Annotated in this window: 16 protein-coding genes; 6 read left to right on the top strand and 10 right to left on the bottom strand. The window is 68.1% G+C overall.

The annotated features are described in order from the left end of the window. Nucleotides 1-15 precede the first annotated feature (15 nt). The 4 genes from EV137_RS28575 to EV137_RS28560 are packed head-to-tail and all read right to left on the bottom strand — an operon-like array spanning nt 16 to nt 2,959. On the bottom strand, nt 16-1,251 hold the full coding sequence (locus tag EV137_RS28575) for an Nramp family divalent metal transporter (protein ID WP_134131458.1): 1,236 nt from the start codon (nt 1,249-1,251) through the stop codon (nt 16-18). Nucleotides 1,252-1,311: 60 nt separating this feature from the next. Next, nucleotides 1,312-1,932 carry an SIMPL domain-containing protein gene (locus EV137_RS28570; RefSeq protein ID WP_134131457.1) on the bottom strand — a complete coding sequence of 207 codons (621 nt, stop codon included), beginning with the start codon at nt 1,930-1,932 and terminating at the stop codon, nt 1,312-1,314. Next, nucleotides 1,917-2,330, bottom strand: a complete 414-nt coding sequence (locus tag EV137_RS28565) for a HEPN domain-containing protein (protein ID WP_202871186.1) — start codon at nt 2,328-2,330, stop codon at nt 1,917-1,919. The genes EV137_RS28570 and EV137_RS28565 overlap by 16 nt, the downstream gene beginning before the upstream one ends. Beyond that, nucleotides 2,330-2,959 (bottom strand): nucleotidyltransferase domain-containing protein, encoded by a 630-nt coding sequence (locus tag EV137_RS28560; RefSeq protein ID WP_134131456.1) that lies wholly within the window; start codon nt 2,957-2,959, stop codon nt 2,330-2,332. Before EV137_RS28560 ends, EV137_RS28565 begins: the two co-directional genes overlap by 1 nt. 110 nt (nt 2,960-3,069) lie before the next feature. Here EV137_RS28560 and EV137_RS28555 point away from each other — a divergent pair, with 110 nt between their 5' ends. Continuing rightward, on the top strand, nt 3,070-4,689 hold the full coding sequence (locus EV137_RS28555; protein ID WP_238175609.1) for an AMP-binding protein: 1,620 nt from the start codon (nt 3,070-3,072) through the stop codon (nt 4,687-4,689). Here EV137_RS28555 and EV137_RS28550 read toward each other — a convergent pair. Then, on the bottom strand, nt 4,628-5,815 hold the full coding sequence (locus EV137_RS28550) for an MFS transporter (RefSeq protein WP_134131454.1): 1,188 nt from the start codon (nt 5,813-5,815) through the stop codon (nt 4,628-4,630). The two genes, EV137_RS28555 and EV137_RS28550, sit on opposite strands and share 62 nt — an antisense overlap. Before the next feature lie 50 nt (nt 5,816-5,865). On the opposite strand from EV137_RS28550, the gene EV137_RS28545 reads away from it, so the two are divergent. Then, nucleotides 5,866-6,303, top strand: coding sequence for a winged helix-turn-helix transcriptional regulator (locus EV137_RS28545; RefSeq protein ID WP_134131453.1), 438 nt, complete (start codon nt 5,866-5,868; stop codon nt 6,301-6,303). A 76-nt stretch (nt 6,304-6,379) separates the two neighbouring features. Here EV137_RS28545 and EV137_RS28540 read toward each other — a convergent pair whose 3' ends face one another. Next, on the bottom strand, nt 6,380-7,258 hold the full coding sequence (locus EV137_RS28540; protein ID WP_202871185.1) for a LysR family transcriptional regulator: 879 nt from the start codon (nt 7,256-7,258) through the stop codon (nt 6,380-6,382). An 88-nt stretch (nt 7,259-7,346) separates the two neighbouring features. Between EV137_RS28540 and EV137_RS28535 the strand changes: the two genes are divergently transcribed. Next, nucleotides 7,347-8,510 (top strand): MFS transporter, encoded by a 1,164-nt coding sequence (locus EV137_RS28535; RefSeq protein ID WP_134131452.1) that lies wholly within the window; start codon nt 7,347-7,349, stop codon nt 8,508-8,510. Here the strand turns inward: EV137_RS28535 and EV137_RS28530 are convergent. The 3 genes from EV137_RS28530 to EV137_RS28520 are packed head-to-tail and all read right to left on the bottom strand — an operon-like array spanning nt 8,484 to nt 11,006. Next, nucleotides 8,484-9,431, bottom strand: a complete 948-nt coding sequence (locus EV137_RS28530) for a R2-like ligand-binding oxidase (RefSeq protein WP_134008953.1) — start codon at nt 9,429-9,431, stop codon at nt 8,484-8,486. The genes EV137_RS28535 and EV137_RS28530 overlap by 27 nt on opposite strands. After that, complete coding sequence (locus EV137_RS28525) at nt 9,428-10,021, bottom strand: TetR/AcrR family transcriptional regulator (RefSeq protein WP_134131451.1); 594 nt, start codon at nt 10,019-10,021, stop codon at nt 9,428-9,430. The genes EV137_RS28530 and EV137_RS28525 overlap by 4 nt, the downstream gene beginning before the upstream one ends. 55 nt (nt 10,022-10,076) lie before the next feature. Then, on the bottom strand, nt 10,077-11,006 hold the full coding sequence (locus EV137_RS28520) for a TauD/TfdA dioxygenase family protein (RefSeq protein WP_134131450.1): 930 nt from the start codon (nt 11,004-11,006) through the stop codon (nt 10,077-10,079). Between the two features lie 106 nt (nt 11,007-11,112). Between EV137_RS28520 and larE the strand changes: the two genes are divergently transcribed. Beyond that, on the top strand, nt 11,113-12,588 hold the full coding sequence (gene larE / locus EV137_RS28515; protein WP_202871184.1) for an ATP-dependent sacrificial sulfur transferase LarE: 1,476 nt from the start codon (nt 11,113-11,115) through the stop codon (nt 12,586-12,588). Between the two features lie 146 nt (nt 12,589-12,734). Beyond that, a complete protein-coding gene (locus EV137_RS28510; protein WP_130384459.1) occupies nt 12,735-13,118 on the top strand; it encodes a cold-shock protein in 384 nt (127 codons plus the stop codon). 141 nt (nt 13,119-13,259) lie between these two features. Here the strand turns inward: EV137_RS28510 and EV137_RS28505 are convergent, their stop codons facing one another. Then, nucleotides 13,260-13,994 carry a TetR/AcrR family transcriptional regulator gene (locus EV137_RS28505; protein ID WP_134008959.1) on the bottom strand — a complete coding sequence of 245 codons (735 nt, stop codon included), beginning with the start codon at nt 13,992-13,994 and terminating at the stop codon, nt 13,260-13,262. A gap of 153 nt (nt 13,995-14,147) precedes the next feature. Here EV137_RS28505 and EV137_RS28500 point away from each other — a divergent pair, with 153 nt between their 5' ends. Then, nucleotides 14,148-15,701, top strand: a complete 1,554-nt coding sequence (locus tag EV137_RS28500; RefSeq protein WP_134131449.1) for an MFS transporter — start codon at nt 14,148-14,150, stop codon at nt 15,699-15,701. The last annotated feature ends 16 nt before the right edge of the window (nt 15,702-15,717 follow it).

The raw sequence follows: 15,717 nt of genomic DNA, 5'->3' as shown, positions 1-15,717 counted from the left end.
TACACCCGGGTCACGTCATCCCCGCACGGTCAGCACGATCAGTACGACGTTGAGGGCCGTGACGGCGGTGGCTACCAGGCATGCGGCGAGAGTAGTCGCCTTCCGGTTGACGAGGTCGCCCATGACGCGCCGGGAAGCGGTCAATCTCACCAGCGGCCACAGTGCGCAGGGGATGCCGAAGCTCAGCACGACCTGGGAAACCACCAGCGCGCGGCTCGGGTCGATGCCGATCGCAAGGATCAGCAGGGCGGGGATCAGGGTGATCAGCCGCCGGACCGGGAGTGGGACGTGGCGTTTCCAGAAGCCGTCCAGGATCACCGAACCGGCGTACGTCCCGACCGAGGAGGACGCGAAGCCGCTGGCCAGGAGCGCGAGTGCGAACAGCAGGGCCGGTAGCTGGCCGAGCCGCTCGCCGATCGCGAGGTGCGCGGCGTCGAGGGAATCGGCGCCGCTGCCCTTCAGCGCGGCCGCGGCCAGCACGACCATCGCCAGGTTGACCGCTCCGGCGAGCGCCATCGCGACCGCAACGTCGACCCGGGTGGCCCGCAGGACGCGCGATTTGCCGAGCTCGGAGCGGATGGTCTTCCAGTGCCGGTCGGTGACCAGTGCACCGTGCAGCCAGATCGCGTGCGGCATCACGGTCGCGCCGAGCATTCCGGCCGCGAGCACGAGTGAATCGGTGCCGTCCAGCCGCGGCACGAGGCCGCCGACCACGCCGCTCGCCGATGGTTCCGATTTCGCCGTGGAGACGACGAACCCGATCAGTACGACGGCGAGCAGGCCGATGATTGCGGCCTCGAACGGTCGTTGGCCGCGCTTCGACTGGTAGATGAGCAGCCCGAACGAGACGATGCCGGTGATCACGCCGCCGATCAGCAGCGGGACGCCGAACAGCAGATTCAGTGCGATCGCGCCACCGACGACCTCGGCCAGGTCGGTCGCGATCGCCACCACCTCGGCCTGCGCCCACAGCCCGGTCGAGGTCGATCGGCGGAAGTGGTCACGGCACAGCTGGGGCAGGGTCCGGCCGGTCGCGATGCTGGCCTTGGCGGCCAGATACTGCACCAGGACGGCCATCAGGTTGGCGCCGACGACCACCCAGCACAGCAGGTAGCCGTACGTCGCGCCGGCGGCGATGTTGGTGGCGAAGTTGCCCGGATCGACGTACGCCACGGCGGCGACGAACGCCGGTCCGAGCAGTAACAGCCCGGACCGACTCAGTTGCCGCCGCAGCGGCGCCGGTGCATACATGAGAGCAGTCTGTACGACGCCGCCGACAACGCAAGCCCTGTGCTCGATTTGAGACGCGCGTTACGCCCAGGCGAAGTGCACCTGGAGAGAGACCACGACGTTCTGGTCGTCGGGCACGATGTTGATGGCCGAGTCGTACGCCTTGGACGCCGACAGCCGCCGGCTCTCCAGCCCGAGTGGCGCGTGGCCGTGGTTCTCGGAGATCGCGGTCACCGAGCCGAGGGAGAACCCGGCCAGGCCGGCCAGGTGCGCGGCCTTCGTCTTGGCCTGCTGGAACGCCAGCTCCCGGGCCTGGACCAGCAGCTCGGACTTGTCCTCGATGTCGAACTGCAGCCCGTGCAGCGCGAGACTGTTGCCGACAGCATCCACGGCGGCGTTCAGCAGCGCGCCGAAGCCGGTCAGGTCCTTCGTCTCCACCAGGACCGTGTGCGACGCCCGGTACGCCGCGTCCGAGCCGGGCTCCCGGTACTCCTGGAACACGTTCACCGAACTCGTGCCCAGCTGCGACTCCTCGACCCCCTGCGCCCGCAGCGCCGCAATCACCGCGTCCGTACGCTCGCCGACCGTCGCCACAGCGGCCGCGACATCCGGAGCGACCTGCTCGACGCCGAACGTGACACGCAGAATATCCGGCGTACCACTGACCTGCCCTGACCCGACAACACTCACCCCTGTGTCCATAACCGCCAGTCTGGCATCACCCGCAAGTCACCTGGGCATCTCACACTGCAGCATCGACGAGCCGCCCAGTCGATGCTCTTCGCCGCGTCGGCCGCCGACACCGAGCTCGCCTGGTACTGCGACTTCGACTTCAGCTTCAGCAACCGGGACAGCGTCGTACTGCTGTCTCGGCCCGCTGCCCCAGCCCTCTTCAACTCCACAACCGCCTCCGCGTGGTTGTCGGACTTGCGAGCCTGGCCGGTCAGCGCAAGACAGATCGCGTCCTTGGAGTTGATGCCGGAGGTGACGGCGTTCGATGCTGCGGCGTTGTAGAGCTGGAGATCGTTGTTCAGCTCGGCGGCCTCCAGAAACTCCCTGGCCTTCGCCAGGTGTGCCCGGGCGTCGTCGAGTGCGGGCACTAGCCGGCCTTCCGGTTGAGGACTTGGCGGGGTGTGCTGCCGGCAATAGGTACGGCGTCCCTCCGCAGCTCGGTCACCAGGCGCTCGCCGTGGCTGATCAGGTCCTGCACCTCCTGGGCGCTGTATTCGACGACCTCGCACGAGTTGCCGGACCAGAGGGTTGCGTGTGCGGACAGGGTTTCGACCTGCTCGAGCCAGCGAGGATCCGAATCGTCGACGTCGTCAGACCTGACGATCAGGAGGTCGAGATCGCTGTCCGACCCACCCTGTCCGCGCGCGGTCGAGTCGAAGAGCCAGATCGCCTTCGCCGGTACGGCCCACGTCTTGGCCTCTACCTTGATGCGTTCGAGCAGCAACTCCCGCAGCCGTGCGAGTTGATCGATCGCTTGGTATGCCACGTGATCCCGGTTGAGGGTGTAGAGGCGTGCCCGGCCGGCCGGCTCTGCAAGCACGACGCCGTTGCTCACCAGATCATCCAGCACCTTCTGGACGCCGCTCGGGCTGGCCGGTGCCCTCAGTAACCCGGCTACCGCGCGACCGGTCAACGGCCGGTCGGTTCGCGCGAGGACGCCGAGAACCCGGCCGTGTAACCCAGGAACGACGCTCGACATCGGCTCAGGGAACTGCATCTGCACCACCTCCTATGCCCACTTTATCAGGCATATGCCCGCTTTTCAGAACTTAGTTAGCTGGCCCGGCGGACTTGCGGAGGTATCTGGGCGGCGTGAATATGGCAAGCATGAGCCTGCCGTCGTATGCGTCCGGGGTGTCCGAGGTTCCGTTGCTGGGTGAGACGATCGGCGCGAACCTGAGACGCACGATCAGCACGTACGGCGACCGTGAGGCGCTCGTGGAGGTGCAGACCGGACGGCGCTGGACGTACGACGAGTTCGGCGCCGAGGTCGAACTGGTCGCGCGCGGCCTGATGGCCCGCGGGATCGCGAAGGGTGATCGGGTCGGCATCTGGGCCCCGAACCAGGCCGAGTGGACCATCACGCAGTACGCCACCGCGCTGATGGGCGCGATCCTGGTGAACATCAACCCGGCGTACCGCACGCACGAGCTCGCCTACGCGCTGAACCAGTCCGGCGTCCGGCTGCTGATCAGCGCAACCGCCTTCAAAACAAGCGACTACCGGTCGATGGTCGAGGAAGTGAAGCCTGACCTCGCCGCCCTCGAGGAGACGATCTACCTCGGCACCGGCGACTGGGACGCCCTGCGCGACGACGCTTCGCGGATCCCCGTCGACGAGCTGCACGCCCGCGAGGCGGAGCTGTCCTTCGACGATCCGATCAACATCCAGTACACCAGCGGTACGACGGGATTCCCGAAGGGTGCGACCCTCAGCCACCACAACATCCTGAACAACGGCTTCTTCGTCACCGAGACGATCGCGTTCACCGCCGAGGATCGCCTGTGTATCCCGGTGCCGTTCTACCACTGCTTCGGCATGGTGATGGGCAACCTCGGCTGCACCACGCACGGCGCGTGCATGGTGATCCCGGGGCCGGCGTTCGACCCGGCCGCGACGCTCAAAGCCGTCCAGGACGAACGATGCACCGGGCTGTACGGCGTACCGACGATGTTCATCGCCGAACTCGGCCTGCCGGACTTCGCGGACTACGACCTGACGTCGTTGCGGACCGGTGTGATGGCCGGATCGCCGTGCCCGATCGAGGTGATGAAGCGCTGCGTCGCGGACATGCACATGGCCGAGGTCGCGATCTGCTACGGCATGACCGAGACGTCGCCGGTGTCCACGCAGACGAGGCGGGACGACGACCTGGACCGCCGTACGTCGACCGTCGGCCGCGTGATGCCGCACGTCGAGGTGAAGCTCGTCGACCCGGCCACCGGGCTGGTTGTCGAACGCGGTGAGCCCGGCGAGCTGTGCACCCGCGGGTACTCCGTGATGCTCGGGTACTGGGACGAGCCGGACAAGACCGCCGAGGCGATCGACGAGGCGCGCTGGATGCACACCGGGGATCTCGCGACGATGCGCGAGGACGGGTACGTGAACATCGTCGGCCGGATCAAGGACATGGTCATCCGTGGCGGCGAGAACGTGTACCCGCGGGAGATCGAGGAGTTCCTCTACACGCACCCGTCGATCGCCGACGTCCAGGTCATTGGCGTCCCCGACGAGAAGTACGGCGAGGAACTCTGCGCCTGGATCAAACTCAAGCCCGGCGCGGATCCGCTCGACGCGGAAGCGATCAGGACCTTCGCCACCGGGAAACTCGCGCACTTCAAGATCCCGCGCTACGTCCTGCTCGTCGACGACTTCCCGATGACCGTCACCGGCAAGATCCGCAAGGTCGAGATGCGCGAGAAGTCCGTCGAACTCCTGGGCCTGTGACCCCTCGCGGTGCTCGGCTGAGCGTTGTCAGGACCGAGCCCAGTCCGAAGGCTGTGCCGAGGAGGCAGACGCCGGTCCAGCCGGCGTGTTCGTAGAGCATGGTGGACGCGATCGCGCCGGTGCCGCTGCCGAGTGAGTAGAAGATCATGTAGCCGCCGATGATCCGGCCGCCCGCCTCCGGCCGGAGCGGGTAGATCCGGCTCTGGTTGGTGACGTGCACGGCCTGTACGGTGAGGTCGAGCAGGATCGTGCCGATCGCCAACGCCACCAGGGATCTCGGCGTCCAGGCCGTGACCGCCCAACTCGTTGCCAACAGCACCGAGGCGGCTGTTGTCACGACTCGCCCGTAGCCGCGATCCGCAAGCCGCCCCGCCGGGCCGGCTGCGAGTGCGCCCGCCGCGCCGATCAGGCCGAACGCACCGATCTCGGTGTGGGACAACGAACGCTCGGACAGCGGCAGGGCGATCGAGCTCCAGAGCGTGGAGAACGACGCGAAGATGAAGAATGCGCGGATCGCGCTCTCGCGGAACAGTCGCTCGCGCCAGAGATCAACGGTCGACCGCAGTAGTTCGCCGTACGTCAACCGAACCCTGGGCTGTGGGGCAGACCGGACGAAGAACATTGTGATTGCAAGGGAGGCGGCGCATGCGATCAGGTAGACGGCTCGCCAGCCAAGGAGGTCCGTGAGGACACCGGACGCGGTGCGGGCCAGGAGGATGCCGAGCACGATGCCGGTGGTGATGGTGCCGACCGTCCGGCCGCGCTCGGCCGGATCGCTCAGCGCGGCGCCGAGCACGACCAGGGACTGCGCGACGACGGCGAGTGCGCCGACCGCGCCGAGTCCGATCATCAACATCGCGGCGTTCCTGGCGAGAGCAGTGGTGAGCAGCGCAACCGCCAGCAGCAGGAACTGGACCTGGACGAGTCGCCGACGGTCGAGCAGATCGCCCAGCGGTACGAGGAAGAACAGACCGAGGCCGTAGCCGACTTGCGTCACGGTGACGACGACGCCGACCGTCCCGGGCGCGATGCCGAGGTCGCTTCCCATCGTGACGAGGAGCGGCTGGGCGAAGTACACGGTCGCGACCGCGACGCCGGCTGCCACGGCCAGGAGTTTTGGTTGCATGTTGCCACCGTAAGAGGAGTTGGTAGCATGTTGCAACCAGGAGGTGCGGGATGGTCAAGCGGACCAGGTTCGACGGTGAGAGCTGCCCGGTGGCGCGGTCGGTGGATGTGGTCGGCGACTGGTGGTCGCTGCTGATCGTGCGCGACGCGTTCGACGGCAGCCGCCGGTTCGGTGACTTCCAGCGCAGCCTCGGTGTCGCGAAGAACATCCTCAGCGCACGCCTGCGATCTCTGGTCGACAACGGCATTCTCGAGACCGTCCCGGCCGGCGCCCGCCACGAGTACGTCCTGACCGCCAAGGGTGAGGCGCTCTTCCCGGTGATCGTGGCCTTGCGCCAGTGGGGTGAGGCCTTCGCCTTCGAGGCCGGCGAGCCGCACTCACAACTCTTGGACCGCCGCGATCAGCAGCCCCTGCGACCACTCGAAGTACACGCCGCCGACGGCCGCCTGGTCACCGCAGCCGACACCGAGGTACGCAAGGACAGGTAGTGCACCGGCGAGACACCGTACGCACAACCGGATTCCCGCTCAGGTGCACTACCCAGCCGACCGACACCTCCTGTCGTTAGGTCTTCAGGTGTTCGGCGAAGGCCTTGACGGAGGGGGTCTGTTCGCCGCGGCGCCAGACGAGGGCGAGGGCGGAGTCGGGGAGGCCGGTCAGGGGGACCGTGACGATGCCGGCCCGGCCGTTGAGGGCGGCGGTGGGTTGGCAGACGAGCATCGCGCCGCGGTTGGCGGCGATCAGCGACAGGCCTTCCTGCAAGGTGGCGACGTCGGGGCCACGGTGGATGAGCGCGCCGCTGGGTGTCTGGGTGGGCGCCTGGGCCTGGCGCCAGTAGCCGGGCGCCGGGCCGGAGAAGGCGATCAGGGTCTCGCCGGCCAGGTCCTCGGCGTCGATCGAGGCCCGGTCGGCGAGCCGGTGCCGCTTGCACACCGCGAGGGTTTGCGGGTGGCGCGAGAAGACCGGACCCACGACCAGATCGTCTTCGGCGACCGGCAGCAGTACGACGGCCGCGTCGACGGTGCCGCGACGGAGCGCCCCGAACGGATCGTTCAGCGGGAGCTCGCAGACGTCGATCAGGCAGTTCGGATTACGCGCCTGGAACGCCGACACCGCCCGGAGCATGTCGTCGTTCGCGGACCCCTGGAACCCGATCCGCAGCTTGCCCTTCACGCAGGCCGCGTACTCGTGGGCGTTCTCGACCACCCGCTCCAGAGCGGCGTACGCCGGCCGCAATGACGTCAGGAACTCCTTGCCCAACGGCGTCAGCGCGACCCGACGGCTCGTCCGCTCGAACAACGGCCCGCCGATCCGCCGCTCCAGCGACTGCAGCATTTGGCTGACCCGGCTCTGCGAGAGGTAGAGCCGTTCCGCGGTACGCCCGAAGTGCAGTTCCTCGGACAACACCAGGAAACACTCCAGTTCGCGGATCTCGACAGCCATGACTCCACGATCATCGATTAGCTCAGCTAATACAAGCATGACCAGATCGCCGTTGTTCCGCACCACCTTGCGACGGCTCACTGGTGATATGACAACGATCTGCGTCGACCAGTCGGCCACCGACGCGCGGGCCTGGGCCGCGTCCGTGACCATGGCCGCCACGGTCTTCACCGTGGTCACCGCCGAGATGCTCCCGGTCGGCCTGCTCACCCCGATGAGCGACACTCTCCACATCACCGAAGGCACCGCCGGCCTGAGCCTCACCGTCACAGGCATCGTGTCGGCAGTCGCCTCACCTGTCCTCCCGTTGCTGCTCGGCAAGCTCGACCGCAGAACAGTCCTCAGCGGTCTGATGGTCCTGCTCGCCGTCGCCGCGTTCATCGCCGCAACAGCCCCGGTCTACCCGATCTTCCTCGCAGCCCGCGTCCTGATGGGCATCTCGATCGGCGGCGTCTGGCTCTTCACGGTCAGCCTCGCGCGCCGCGTCGTACCCGAACACGCCGCCGGACCGGCCACCTCACTCATCTTCAGCGGCATCGGAATCGCCTCCGTGCTAGGGATTCCGGCCGGGGCGTACGTCGGTGAACTCGTCGGTTGGCGCTGGGCCTTCGCCGGCGTCGGACTGCTCGCCCTCGGACTAACTGTTGCTCTCAGCACCTTCCTGCCCACCCTACCCCCGGAGCGTGCAGTCCGGCTGGCCGACGTACGGGAAGTGCTGCAGATCAAGCAGGTGCGCGTAGGGCTGGTCCTCGTCGCGCTGATCGTGACCGGCCACTTCGCGGCGTACACCTACGTTCGCCCGCTCCTCGAGCCGCACACCGGCCCGGCGCTGATCGGCACGCTGCTCCTCGCGTACGGCGTGGCCGGTGTCATCGGCAACTTCCTCACCGGTGCCCTCCGCCCGACCCGCGCTCTCACCGTCATCGCCGGAGGCATCGCCCTGACAGCGCTGGCCATGCCCGTCCTCGGCGCCACCCTCGCCGGATCCCTTGTCCTATTGGTGATCTGGGGCCTCGCGTACGGCGGAACTAGTGTCAGCACCCAGGCGTGGGGACACGCGGCGGCGCCCAGTGCCCCCGAATCATCGTCCGCCGTGCTGGTGGGCATTTACAACGGATCGATCGCACTAGGCGCCTTCACCGGCGGCCAGGTCGCCGACCATCTCGGTACGACGATGGTCACCTGGCTTCCCGCAGTACTGGCGACGGCAGCGCTCGTTGTTCTGCTAGCGAACCGCCGCCAGCGCGGCTGAGTCTTCGTCGCCGAAGTCGTCCTCGAGCTTCTCGGGGGAGTAGTCGAGGTCGATCCCGGCGACGTCCGCGCCGACGGCCGACTCGATCGCGCCGAGCCGGCGGGTGGCCCGATCGCCGGCGTACGTCATCAACGCGGTCGGGTTGATCTCCGGCGGGAGCTCGGGGGAGTTGTCCATCGCCCACTGGATCTGGGTCAGCGCGTGCGGGAGGAGCTCCTCCATCGTGTCGGTGACGACCTTCCAGTTCGACGCGTCCCCGGCGACGTGCCGGCGGCAGGTGAAGGTGCCCCACGCCATGTGCCGGCGCTCATCGTCGCCGATCCGGCGGATCAGCTCCTGCATCCCGGGCAGGACGCCGCGCGCCGTACAGAGCAGGTTCCACGCGTGGTACCCGGTGAGGGCCAGAGTTCCTTCCACCACGTGGTTGTAGGTCACCGACGCGCGGACCTGGTTGGCCGGTGACGGGTCGTCGGCGAGCGACTTGAGCGCGACGGGCAGCGCCTCGTAGAAGATCGCGCGGTAGCCCGGGTTGTTCTCGACGTACCGGTGCAGGTCCTCGGTGACGCCGACGGCGTCCAGCCAGAGCCGGAAGACCGCGGTGTGCTTGGCCTCCTCGAAGCAGAACTGGGTCAGGTACATCTCGTCGCCGAAGCGCCCCTCGGCGGCCATCGCCCGCAGGAACGGCTGCAGGTCCTCGGTCACCGCCTCCTCGCCCGCGATGAACTGCGAGCAGAGCATCAACGCATTGTCCTTGTCGTTGTCGCCCAGCTCCTGCCAGTCCTTGGCGTCCTGGCTGAAGTCGATGTCGCGCGGGTTCCAGAACTTGCGGTTGCCCTTGTCGAACAGCCGCAGCGGCAACGCGTCCCAGTTCAGCCCACCGGCCCGGAGCGAGGTGAAGCCCTGTCTGTGCAGCTCGTTCATACGTGCAACCTCCGTGACTCGGCTAAGAAGGGCGAGAGGACGCGAGCCAACTGCGCCGCCACCACCGCCGGGGGAGGGCCCGGGGTGACGATGTGGCTGATGACGACGCGCAAGGCGACGTCGACGCAGTTGGTCGCGTCCTCCGCCGGCACCTCCGGCCAGTGCTCCCTGACATGGGCATCCAGCCGTAGCTGTGCCAGCTCCAGCACCTGCTGCCCCCGTGTTGTCAGCAGCTGGCTGGCTTGGTCGGATCCCGGCTGGCTCAGCGCCGCCTTGATCAGCGGGTTCGCCCCGGCGAGCGTGAGCGCCCGCTCGACGGCGGCCCGGAGACCGTCGATCGGATCGGACTGCTCGGCGAGCGCCGCGTTCACATCCAGCAGGAACCGTTCGGTCTCGCGTGCAGCGACGGCCTCCAGTACGCCCCACTTGCCGCCGAACTCGTTGTAGACGGTCTGCCGGGACACCCCGGTACGACGAGCCACCTCGGCCATCCGAAGCCCGTCGTACCCACCTGTTTCGATGGCGTCCTGCGCAGCGTCCAGCAACTCGTCACGCAGCCGGCGCTTGGTTCGATCGGCAAACGAGTCCATGCGGATGAGGGTTTACAAAGCTCCTCCGAATGTCAAGTGCTCGGACATCTTGTCTTCAGTTGTCAAGTGCGGAGAAGTGCGAGGCGTCGCCCGTCCGCGGCGTACTGCGGACGCCGTCCACGCTGACGGGTACGTCGCCGGCGAGCGTGATCCGGTGCAGCCGGCGGGGGAGGTCGTCGTAGTCGGCGACGCCGTAGTGCTGCGTCGCGCGGTTGTCCCAGATCGCCAGGTCGCCCGGCTGCCACTGCCAGCGGACGGTGTTGTCGAGGTTCGTGACCCGGTTCTGCAGGAGCTGGAACAGCGCGGTCGTCTCGGTGCTGCTCAGTCCGACGAACCGGCGTACGAAATGACCGAGCACGAGCGCGCGCTCGCCCGTCTCGGGATGGACGCGGACCACCGGGTGCTCGGTCTCGAACACCTTCGACTCGAACTGTTTGCGGTGCTCCTCGACCTTCACGTCCACACCGCCGATACGCCGCTCGTCGGCATGCCCGGCGTAGTCGTACTTGTTGCTGTGCACCGCCCACAGGCGATCGACGAGCGCCTGCAGCGACTGCGGCAGCTTCGCGTACGCCGTGACCGTGTTGGCCCAGGTGGTGTTCCCGCCGTACGCCGGGAGCGTGACAGCACGGAGCAGACTGATCGCGGGGATCCGGTCGACGAACGTGACGTCGGTGTGCCAGCTGTTCGCCTTGCTGTAGTCCGAGTCGATCGGCAGGACGTTCGCGGCGCCGTCGAGGCTCTTCGAGGTCGGGTGCGCGAGTGTCGGCGTACCGAGCAACTTCGCGAAGGCGAGCTGGCCGGCGTCGTCGAGGTGGTGCTGGTCGCGGAAGAAGATCACCTTGTGGTCGAGCAGGGCCTGCCGGATCGCGGCGACGGTCTCCGGCGCCAGGTCGCCGCCGAGCTGGACGTTGCCGATCACGGCGCCGATCGCCCCGCCGGCCTTGGTGACAGTGATCTCCGGCGCTTCGAGTTGCGTGGTCATGCGTGCTCCCTCGGGTCGGTTGTTATGTCCCATAATCCAACTGATTTAGTGGACTTAAGCGACGTTTCGGGATGCGGACCGTCAGGCGCTTGTTAGGGTTGGGGACGTGTCAACCGCCGCGATCCAGCCCACTCCCGATACCGCCGACGTCCCGGAGCTGGTGGTCGGGTTCGACCTGGACATGACGCTGATCGACTCCCGGCCCGGGATCCAGGCCGTCTGGGACCTGCTGGCCGCGGAGACCGGCGTGCCGATCGACACCGACCTGGTGGTGAGCCGGCTCGGGCCGCCGCTGACCTGGGAGATGGCGAACTGGTTCCCGCCCGAGCAGGTCGAGGCGATGGTCGCGCGGTACCGCGAGCACTACCCGTCGCACGCGATCACGGGCAGCCTGCCGCTGCCGGGCGTGGCCGAGTCGCTGGCCGCGATCCGGGCGTTGCGCGGGCGGACGATGGTCGTCTCGGCGAAATACACCCCGTCGGTCCGTCTGCACCTCGAACACCTCGGCCTGGACGTCGACGAACCGGTCGGCGACCTGCACGGCGCCGAGAAAGGTACGGCGCTGCGCGAGCACCGGGCCACGATCTACGTCGGCGACCACACTGCTGACATCGACGGAGCGCATGCGGCCGGCGCGCTCGCGGTGTCGGTCGCGACCGGCCCGTTCACCGCGGACGAGTTGCGCGCGTACGGCGCCGACGTCGTGCTGAACGATCTGACCGAGTTCCCGGCCTGGCTCGACGAGTACGTGCTCGAGCAGCGGCTCGAAGCGCTCATGCGGCGGCTGTCGACGTACGACAAGATGGTGGTCGCGTTCAGTGGCGGCGCCGACTCGGCGTTCCTGCTCGCGGCGGCGGCGCGGGCGATCGGCCCGGCGAACGTCGTCGCGGCGACGGCAGTGTCGCCTTCGCTGCCGGCCGCGGAGCTCGAGCCGGCGGCGCGGTTCGCGGACACCCTCGGCGTCCGCCACGTCACGCCGCACACACACGAGATGGAGCGCGAGGGGTACCAGGCGAACTCGGGCGCCCGGTGCTACTTCTGCAAGGCCGAGCTGGTCGAGACGCTGCAGCCGATCGCGGACGAGTTCGGGATCACCGCGATCGCGACCGGGACGAACGCGGACGACGCGATCGCCGGCTTCCGGCCGGGGATCCGGGCCGCCTTCGAGCGCGGTGCGCTGACCCCGCTGAAGGACGCGCGGCTGACCAAGGCGCAGATCCGTACGGCGTCGCGCAGCTGGGGACTCGAGACCTCGGACAAGCCGGCCGCGGCGTGCCTGTCCAGCCGGATCGCGTACGGCATCCGGATCACCCCGAACCTGCTCGCCCGCGTCGATCGCGCCGAGCAGGCGGTCCGTTCGCGATTGGCGTCGTACGGCGTCCAGAACGTGCGGGTCCGGGACCTCGGGGACAGTGCCTCGATCGAGATCGACGCCGCGCTGCTGGACCAGGTGGACCACGAGTCGCTGGTGAATGCGGTCATGGCCGAAGGTTTCCCGGCGGCGCGGGTGGATCCGCGCGGGTTCCGGTCCGGATCGATGAACGAGCGGCTGCCGGAGCCGGAAAAGTACCGGAACTTGTAAGGGGTGCGGGAAGTCTTCTCGATCAGGTAGTTTCCCGGAGGCGCCGCCGCGCCGGTTCACGTAGGCTGGGTTTTCAGTCGCGCTTCGCGCTCGATTGGTTCCGAACGATTGACGTCTACTGCGCTTGTTTCAAAGAGAGGTCTCCCGTGCCCGTTGGCAAGGTGAAGTGGTATGACTCCGAGAAGGGGTTCGGATTCCTCAGCAAGGAGGAGGGCGGGGACGTGTACGTCCGCGCCGAGGCCTTGCCGTCGGGTGTCACCAACCTGAAGCCGGGCCAGAAGGTCGAGTTCGGTGTCGTCGAGGGACGCAAGGGCGAGCAGGCCCTCCAGGTCCGGCTGATCGACCCGCCGCCGTCGGTGGCGAAGGCGATGCGGCCGAAGCCCGAGGACATGCAGGTCGTCATCGAGGACCTGATCAAGCTCCTCGACCGCCTCGGCGAGGGCTACCGCCGCGGCCGCCAGCCCGACAGCAAGTCCGCCCGCCAGGTCGCGACCGTCCTCCGCGGCGTCGCCGACAAACTCGACGTCTGACCCACCCACCCGGTCCGCATTTGCCTGGCTGACCCACCAATTTGCCTGGCTGACCCACCAAGTGGTGGGTTCTGGACCCTGGTCAGCGGTCAGGAACCCCCGATGTGCCTGGTCAACCAGGCAAATGCGGTTGCGGCGAAGTCAGGGGGTTTGGCGGGTGATGCGGGTGTGGATGCCGTCGAGGACGGTGTTCAGGCCGAAGCCGAACTCGGCTGCGTCGAAGTCGCCGGCGTAGCCCTCGTCGACGGGCTGCTCGAGGGTGGCCGCGATCCCGGGGAAACGGTCCGGGGTCGCGAGCATCGTCAGGCGCTCGGTGTAGAGCCGGTCGGCCTCACGGACCTCGTCCGGTTCGGTGCGCATGTTCGCGGTGAGTTGCGCCGTACCGCGGACGTAGATGTTCACCAGCAGCATCGCGGACAGCCGGTCCTGCGGCGTGAGCGGCGTGCCGTCGAACGCGTCCAGACCCGACTCCATCCACGCGAGCTGGTTCGGTGACAGCGGCGGCTCCTGGATCGGGATCTGCAGAATCCACGGGTGCCGCCGGAGCGCGTCGCGGAACGCCTCGGCCCACGCGGTGATCCGGCCGCGCCAGTCGAGCTCAGGGTCCAGGACCGGCGGCTCGGCGAAGGCGTGTTCGAGCATCACGACGTACAGGTCGTCCTTGGCGTCGACGTACCGGTAGAGCGACATCGTGGTGAAGCCGAGCTCGGCCGCCACCTTGCTCATCGAGACGGCGCCGAGACCGCCCGCGTCGGCCAGTTTGATCGCGGCCCGCGCGATGTCGCTGATGTGGAAGGCCGGCTTCGGCCCCGGGCGGCTCCGCCCCTCGATCCCCCAGAGCTGCTGCAACACCCGCGGCAGTTCGTTCTCGTCCATGGCCGGCCATCCTCTCCCTCCCCTCCGCCGAGCGAAGCGAGGCTCTCTTTACCTTCCTTGAATCCTATCTGTTTACAGCATAGACAGTCTTGTGTATGATCTGTGTATGGCGCACACAGTGTGCGGCGTAGACAGATAACTCCGGAGGGTGTCATGGGTTCGACAGAACGGGCGGGACGCAAGGAGTGGATCGCGCTCGGGGTGCTCGCGCTGCCGCTGCTGCTGGTCTCGATGGACGTGTCGGTGCTGTACTTCGCGGTTCCGTTCATCAGCGCGGACCTCGGCGTGAACGCGACCGAGCAGCTGTGGATCTTCGACATCTACGGGTTCGTGCTGGCCGGCCTGCTGATCACCATGGGTTCCCTCGGCGACCGGATCGGCCGCCGCCGGCTGCTGTTGTTCGGCGCGATCGGCTTCGGGGTCGCCTCGGTCGCGGCGGCGTACGCACAGAACCCGGAGCAGCTGATCGCGGCCCGCGCGCTGCTCGGGATCGGCGGTGCCACCTTGATGCCGTCGACCCTGGCGTTGATCCGGAACATGTTCCACGACCCGAAGCAGCGGTCGAAGGCGATCGCGTTCTGGAGCGCGGTGATGATGGGCGGGATCACCCTCGGTCCGGTGCTCGGCGGGTTCCTGCTGGAGCACTTCTGGTGGGGTTCGGTGTTCCTGATCAACACCCCGGCGATGGTTCTGCTGGTCGTCCTCGCGCCGGTGCTGCTGCCCGAGTTCAAGGCTCCGGTGCGCGGGCGGTTCGACCTGCTCGGTTCGGTGCTGTCGCTGGCCGCCGTCCTTCCCGTCATCTGGGGCGTTAAGGAGATGGCTGCGCACGGTGTGTCTGCGCTGCCGGTGGTCGCGATCGTGGCGGGGCTGGTGTTCGGGGTGCTGTTCGTGCAGCGGCAGCGGACCGCGGCGCACCCGATGGTCGACCTGTCGATGTTCCGGAATCGCGCGTTCAGCGGGTCGCTGGCGGCGAACACCATCGGGACCTTGGCGCTGGTGGGCAACGCGGTGTTCCTGACTCAGTACCTGCAGTTGGTGCACGGTCTGAGCCCGCTGAAGGCGGCGCTGTGGTCGCTGGCCCCGTCGGTACTTGTCGGTGGCGCGGCGCCGTTGGCCACCGCGCTCGCCGGGAAGATGGACCGTGCCTATGTGATTGGTGGCGCGTTCGTCCTCGCGGCTTCGGGCTACGGCGTACTCACTCAGGTGCACGTCGGCTCGTCGCTGGCGGTGCCGCTCGCCGGTGCCGGTCTGCTGGCCGCCGGTCTGGTGATGGTGATGACTCTGGTGACCGAGGCCGTCGTCGGTTCAGTTGCTCCGGAGCGCGCCGGCTCGGCGTCCGCGGTGATGGAGACCTGCGCGGAGTTCGGCGGGGCCCTCGGGATTGCGGTCCTGGGATCGATCGGTACTGCGGTCTACCGCGCCGACGTCCCGTCCAATCTGCCGGCCGGTGTCGCGGCTCCTGTCCGCGAGGGTCTGCCCGCGGCGACTGCCGCAGCCGCCCACCTGCCCGCGCAGTTGGCCGACACCGTCTTGGCCACCGCCCGCCACGCCTTCACCCACAGCATGAACGTCGTCGCCCTGGTCGGTGCCGTCCTCCTGCTCGCCACCGCGGTGGCCACCACCCTCACCCTGCGCGGCACCACCCACGCCACCGCCCCCGCTGAGGAACCCGCCCCCGAGGAGGCCGACTTAGTCCCCGCAGCCTGAACCCGCCAACGAGCGG

This window comes from Kribbella pratensis (genome assembly GCF_004366075.1).
Taxonomy (GTDB): Bacteria; Actinomycetota; Actinomycetes; order Propionibacteriales; family Kribbellaceae; genus Kribbella; species Kribbella pratensis.
This window is presented reverse-complemented; position numbering and strand designations above follow the sequence as displayed.

Coding starts and splice junctions, on each gene's coding strand:
- EV137_RS28575 (WP_134131458.1), bottom strand. CDS start 1,251: ATGTATGCACCGGCGCCGCTGCGGCGGCAACTGAGTCGGTCCGGGCTG.
- EV137_RS28570 (WP_134131457.1), bottom strand. CDS start 1,932: ATGGACACAGGGGTGAGTGTTGTCGGGTCAGGGCAGGTCAGTGGTACG.
- EV137_RS28560 (WP_134131456.1), bottom strand. CDS start 2,959: ATGCAGTTCCCTGAGCCGATGTCGAGCGTCGTTCCTGGGTTACACGGC.
- EV137_RS28555 (WP_238175609.1), top strand. CDS start 3,070: ATGAGCCTGCCGTCGTATGCGTCCGGGGTGTCCGAGGTTCCGTTGCTG.
- EV137_RS28550 (WP_134131454.1), bottom strand. CDS start 5,815: ATGCAACCAAAACTCCTGGCCGTGGCAGCCGGCGTCGCGGTCGCGACC.
- EV137_RS28545 (WP_134131453.1), top strand. CDS start 5,866: ATGGTCAAGCGGACCAGGTTCGACGGTGAGAGCTGCCCGGTGGCGCGG.
- EV137_RS28540 (WP_202871185.1), bottom strand. CDS start 7,258: ATGGCTGTCGAGATCCGCGAACTGGAGTGTTTCCTGGTGTTGTCCGAG.
- EV137_RS28535 (WP_134131452.1), top strand. CDS start 7,347: ATGACAACGATCTGCGTCGACCAGTCGGCCACCGACGCGCGGGCCTGG.
- EV137_RS28530 (WP_134008953.1), bottom strand. CDS start 9,431: ATGAACGAGCTGCACAGACAGGGCTTCACCTCGCTCCGGGCCGGTGGG.
- EV137_RS28525 (WP_134131451.1), bottom strand. CDS start 10,021: ATGGACTCGTTTGCCGATCGAACCAAGCGCCGGCTGCGTGACGAGTTG.
- EV137_RS28520 (WP_134131450.1), bottom strand. CDS start 11,006: ATGACCACGCAACTCGAAGCGCCGGAGATCACTGTCACCAAGGCCGGC.
- EV137_RS28505 (WP_134008959.1), bottom strand. CDS start 13,994: ATGGACGAGAACGAACTGCCGCGGGTGTTGCAGCAGCTCTGGGGGATC.
- EV137_RS28500 (WP_134131449.1), top strand. CDS start 14,148: ATGGGTTCGACAGAACGGGCGGGACGCAAGGAGTGGATCGCGCTCGGG.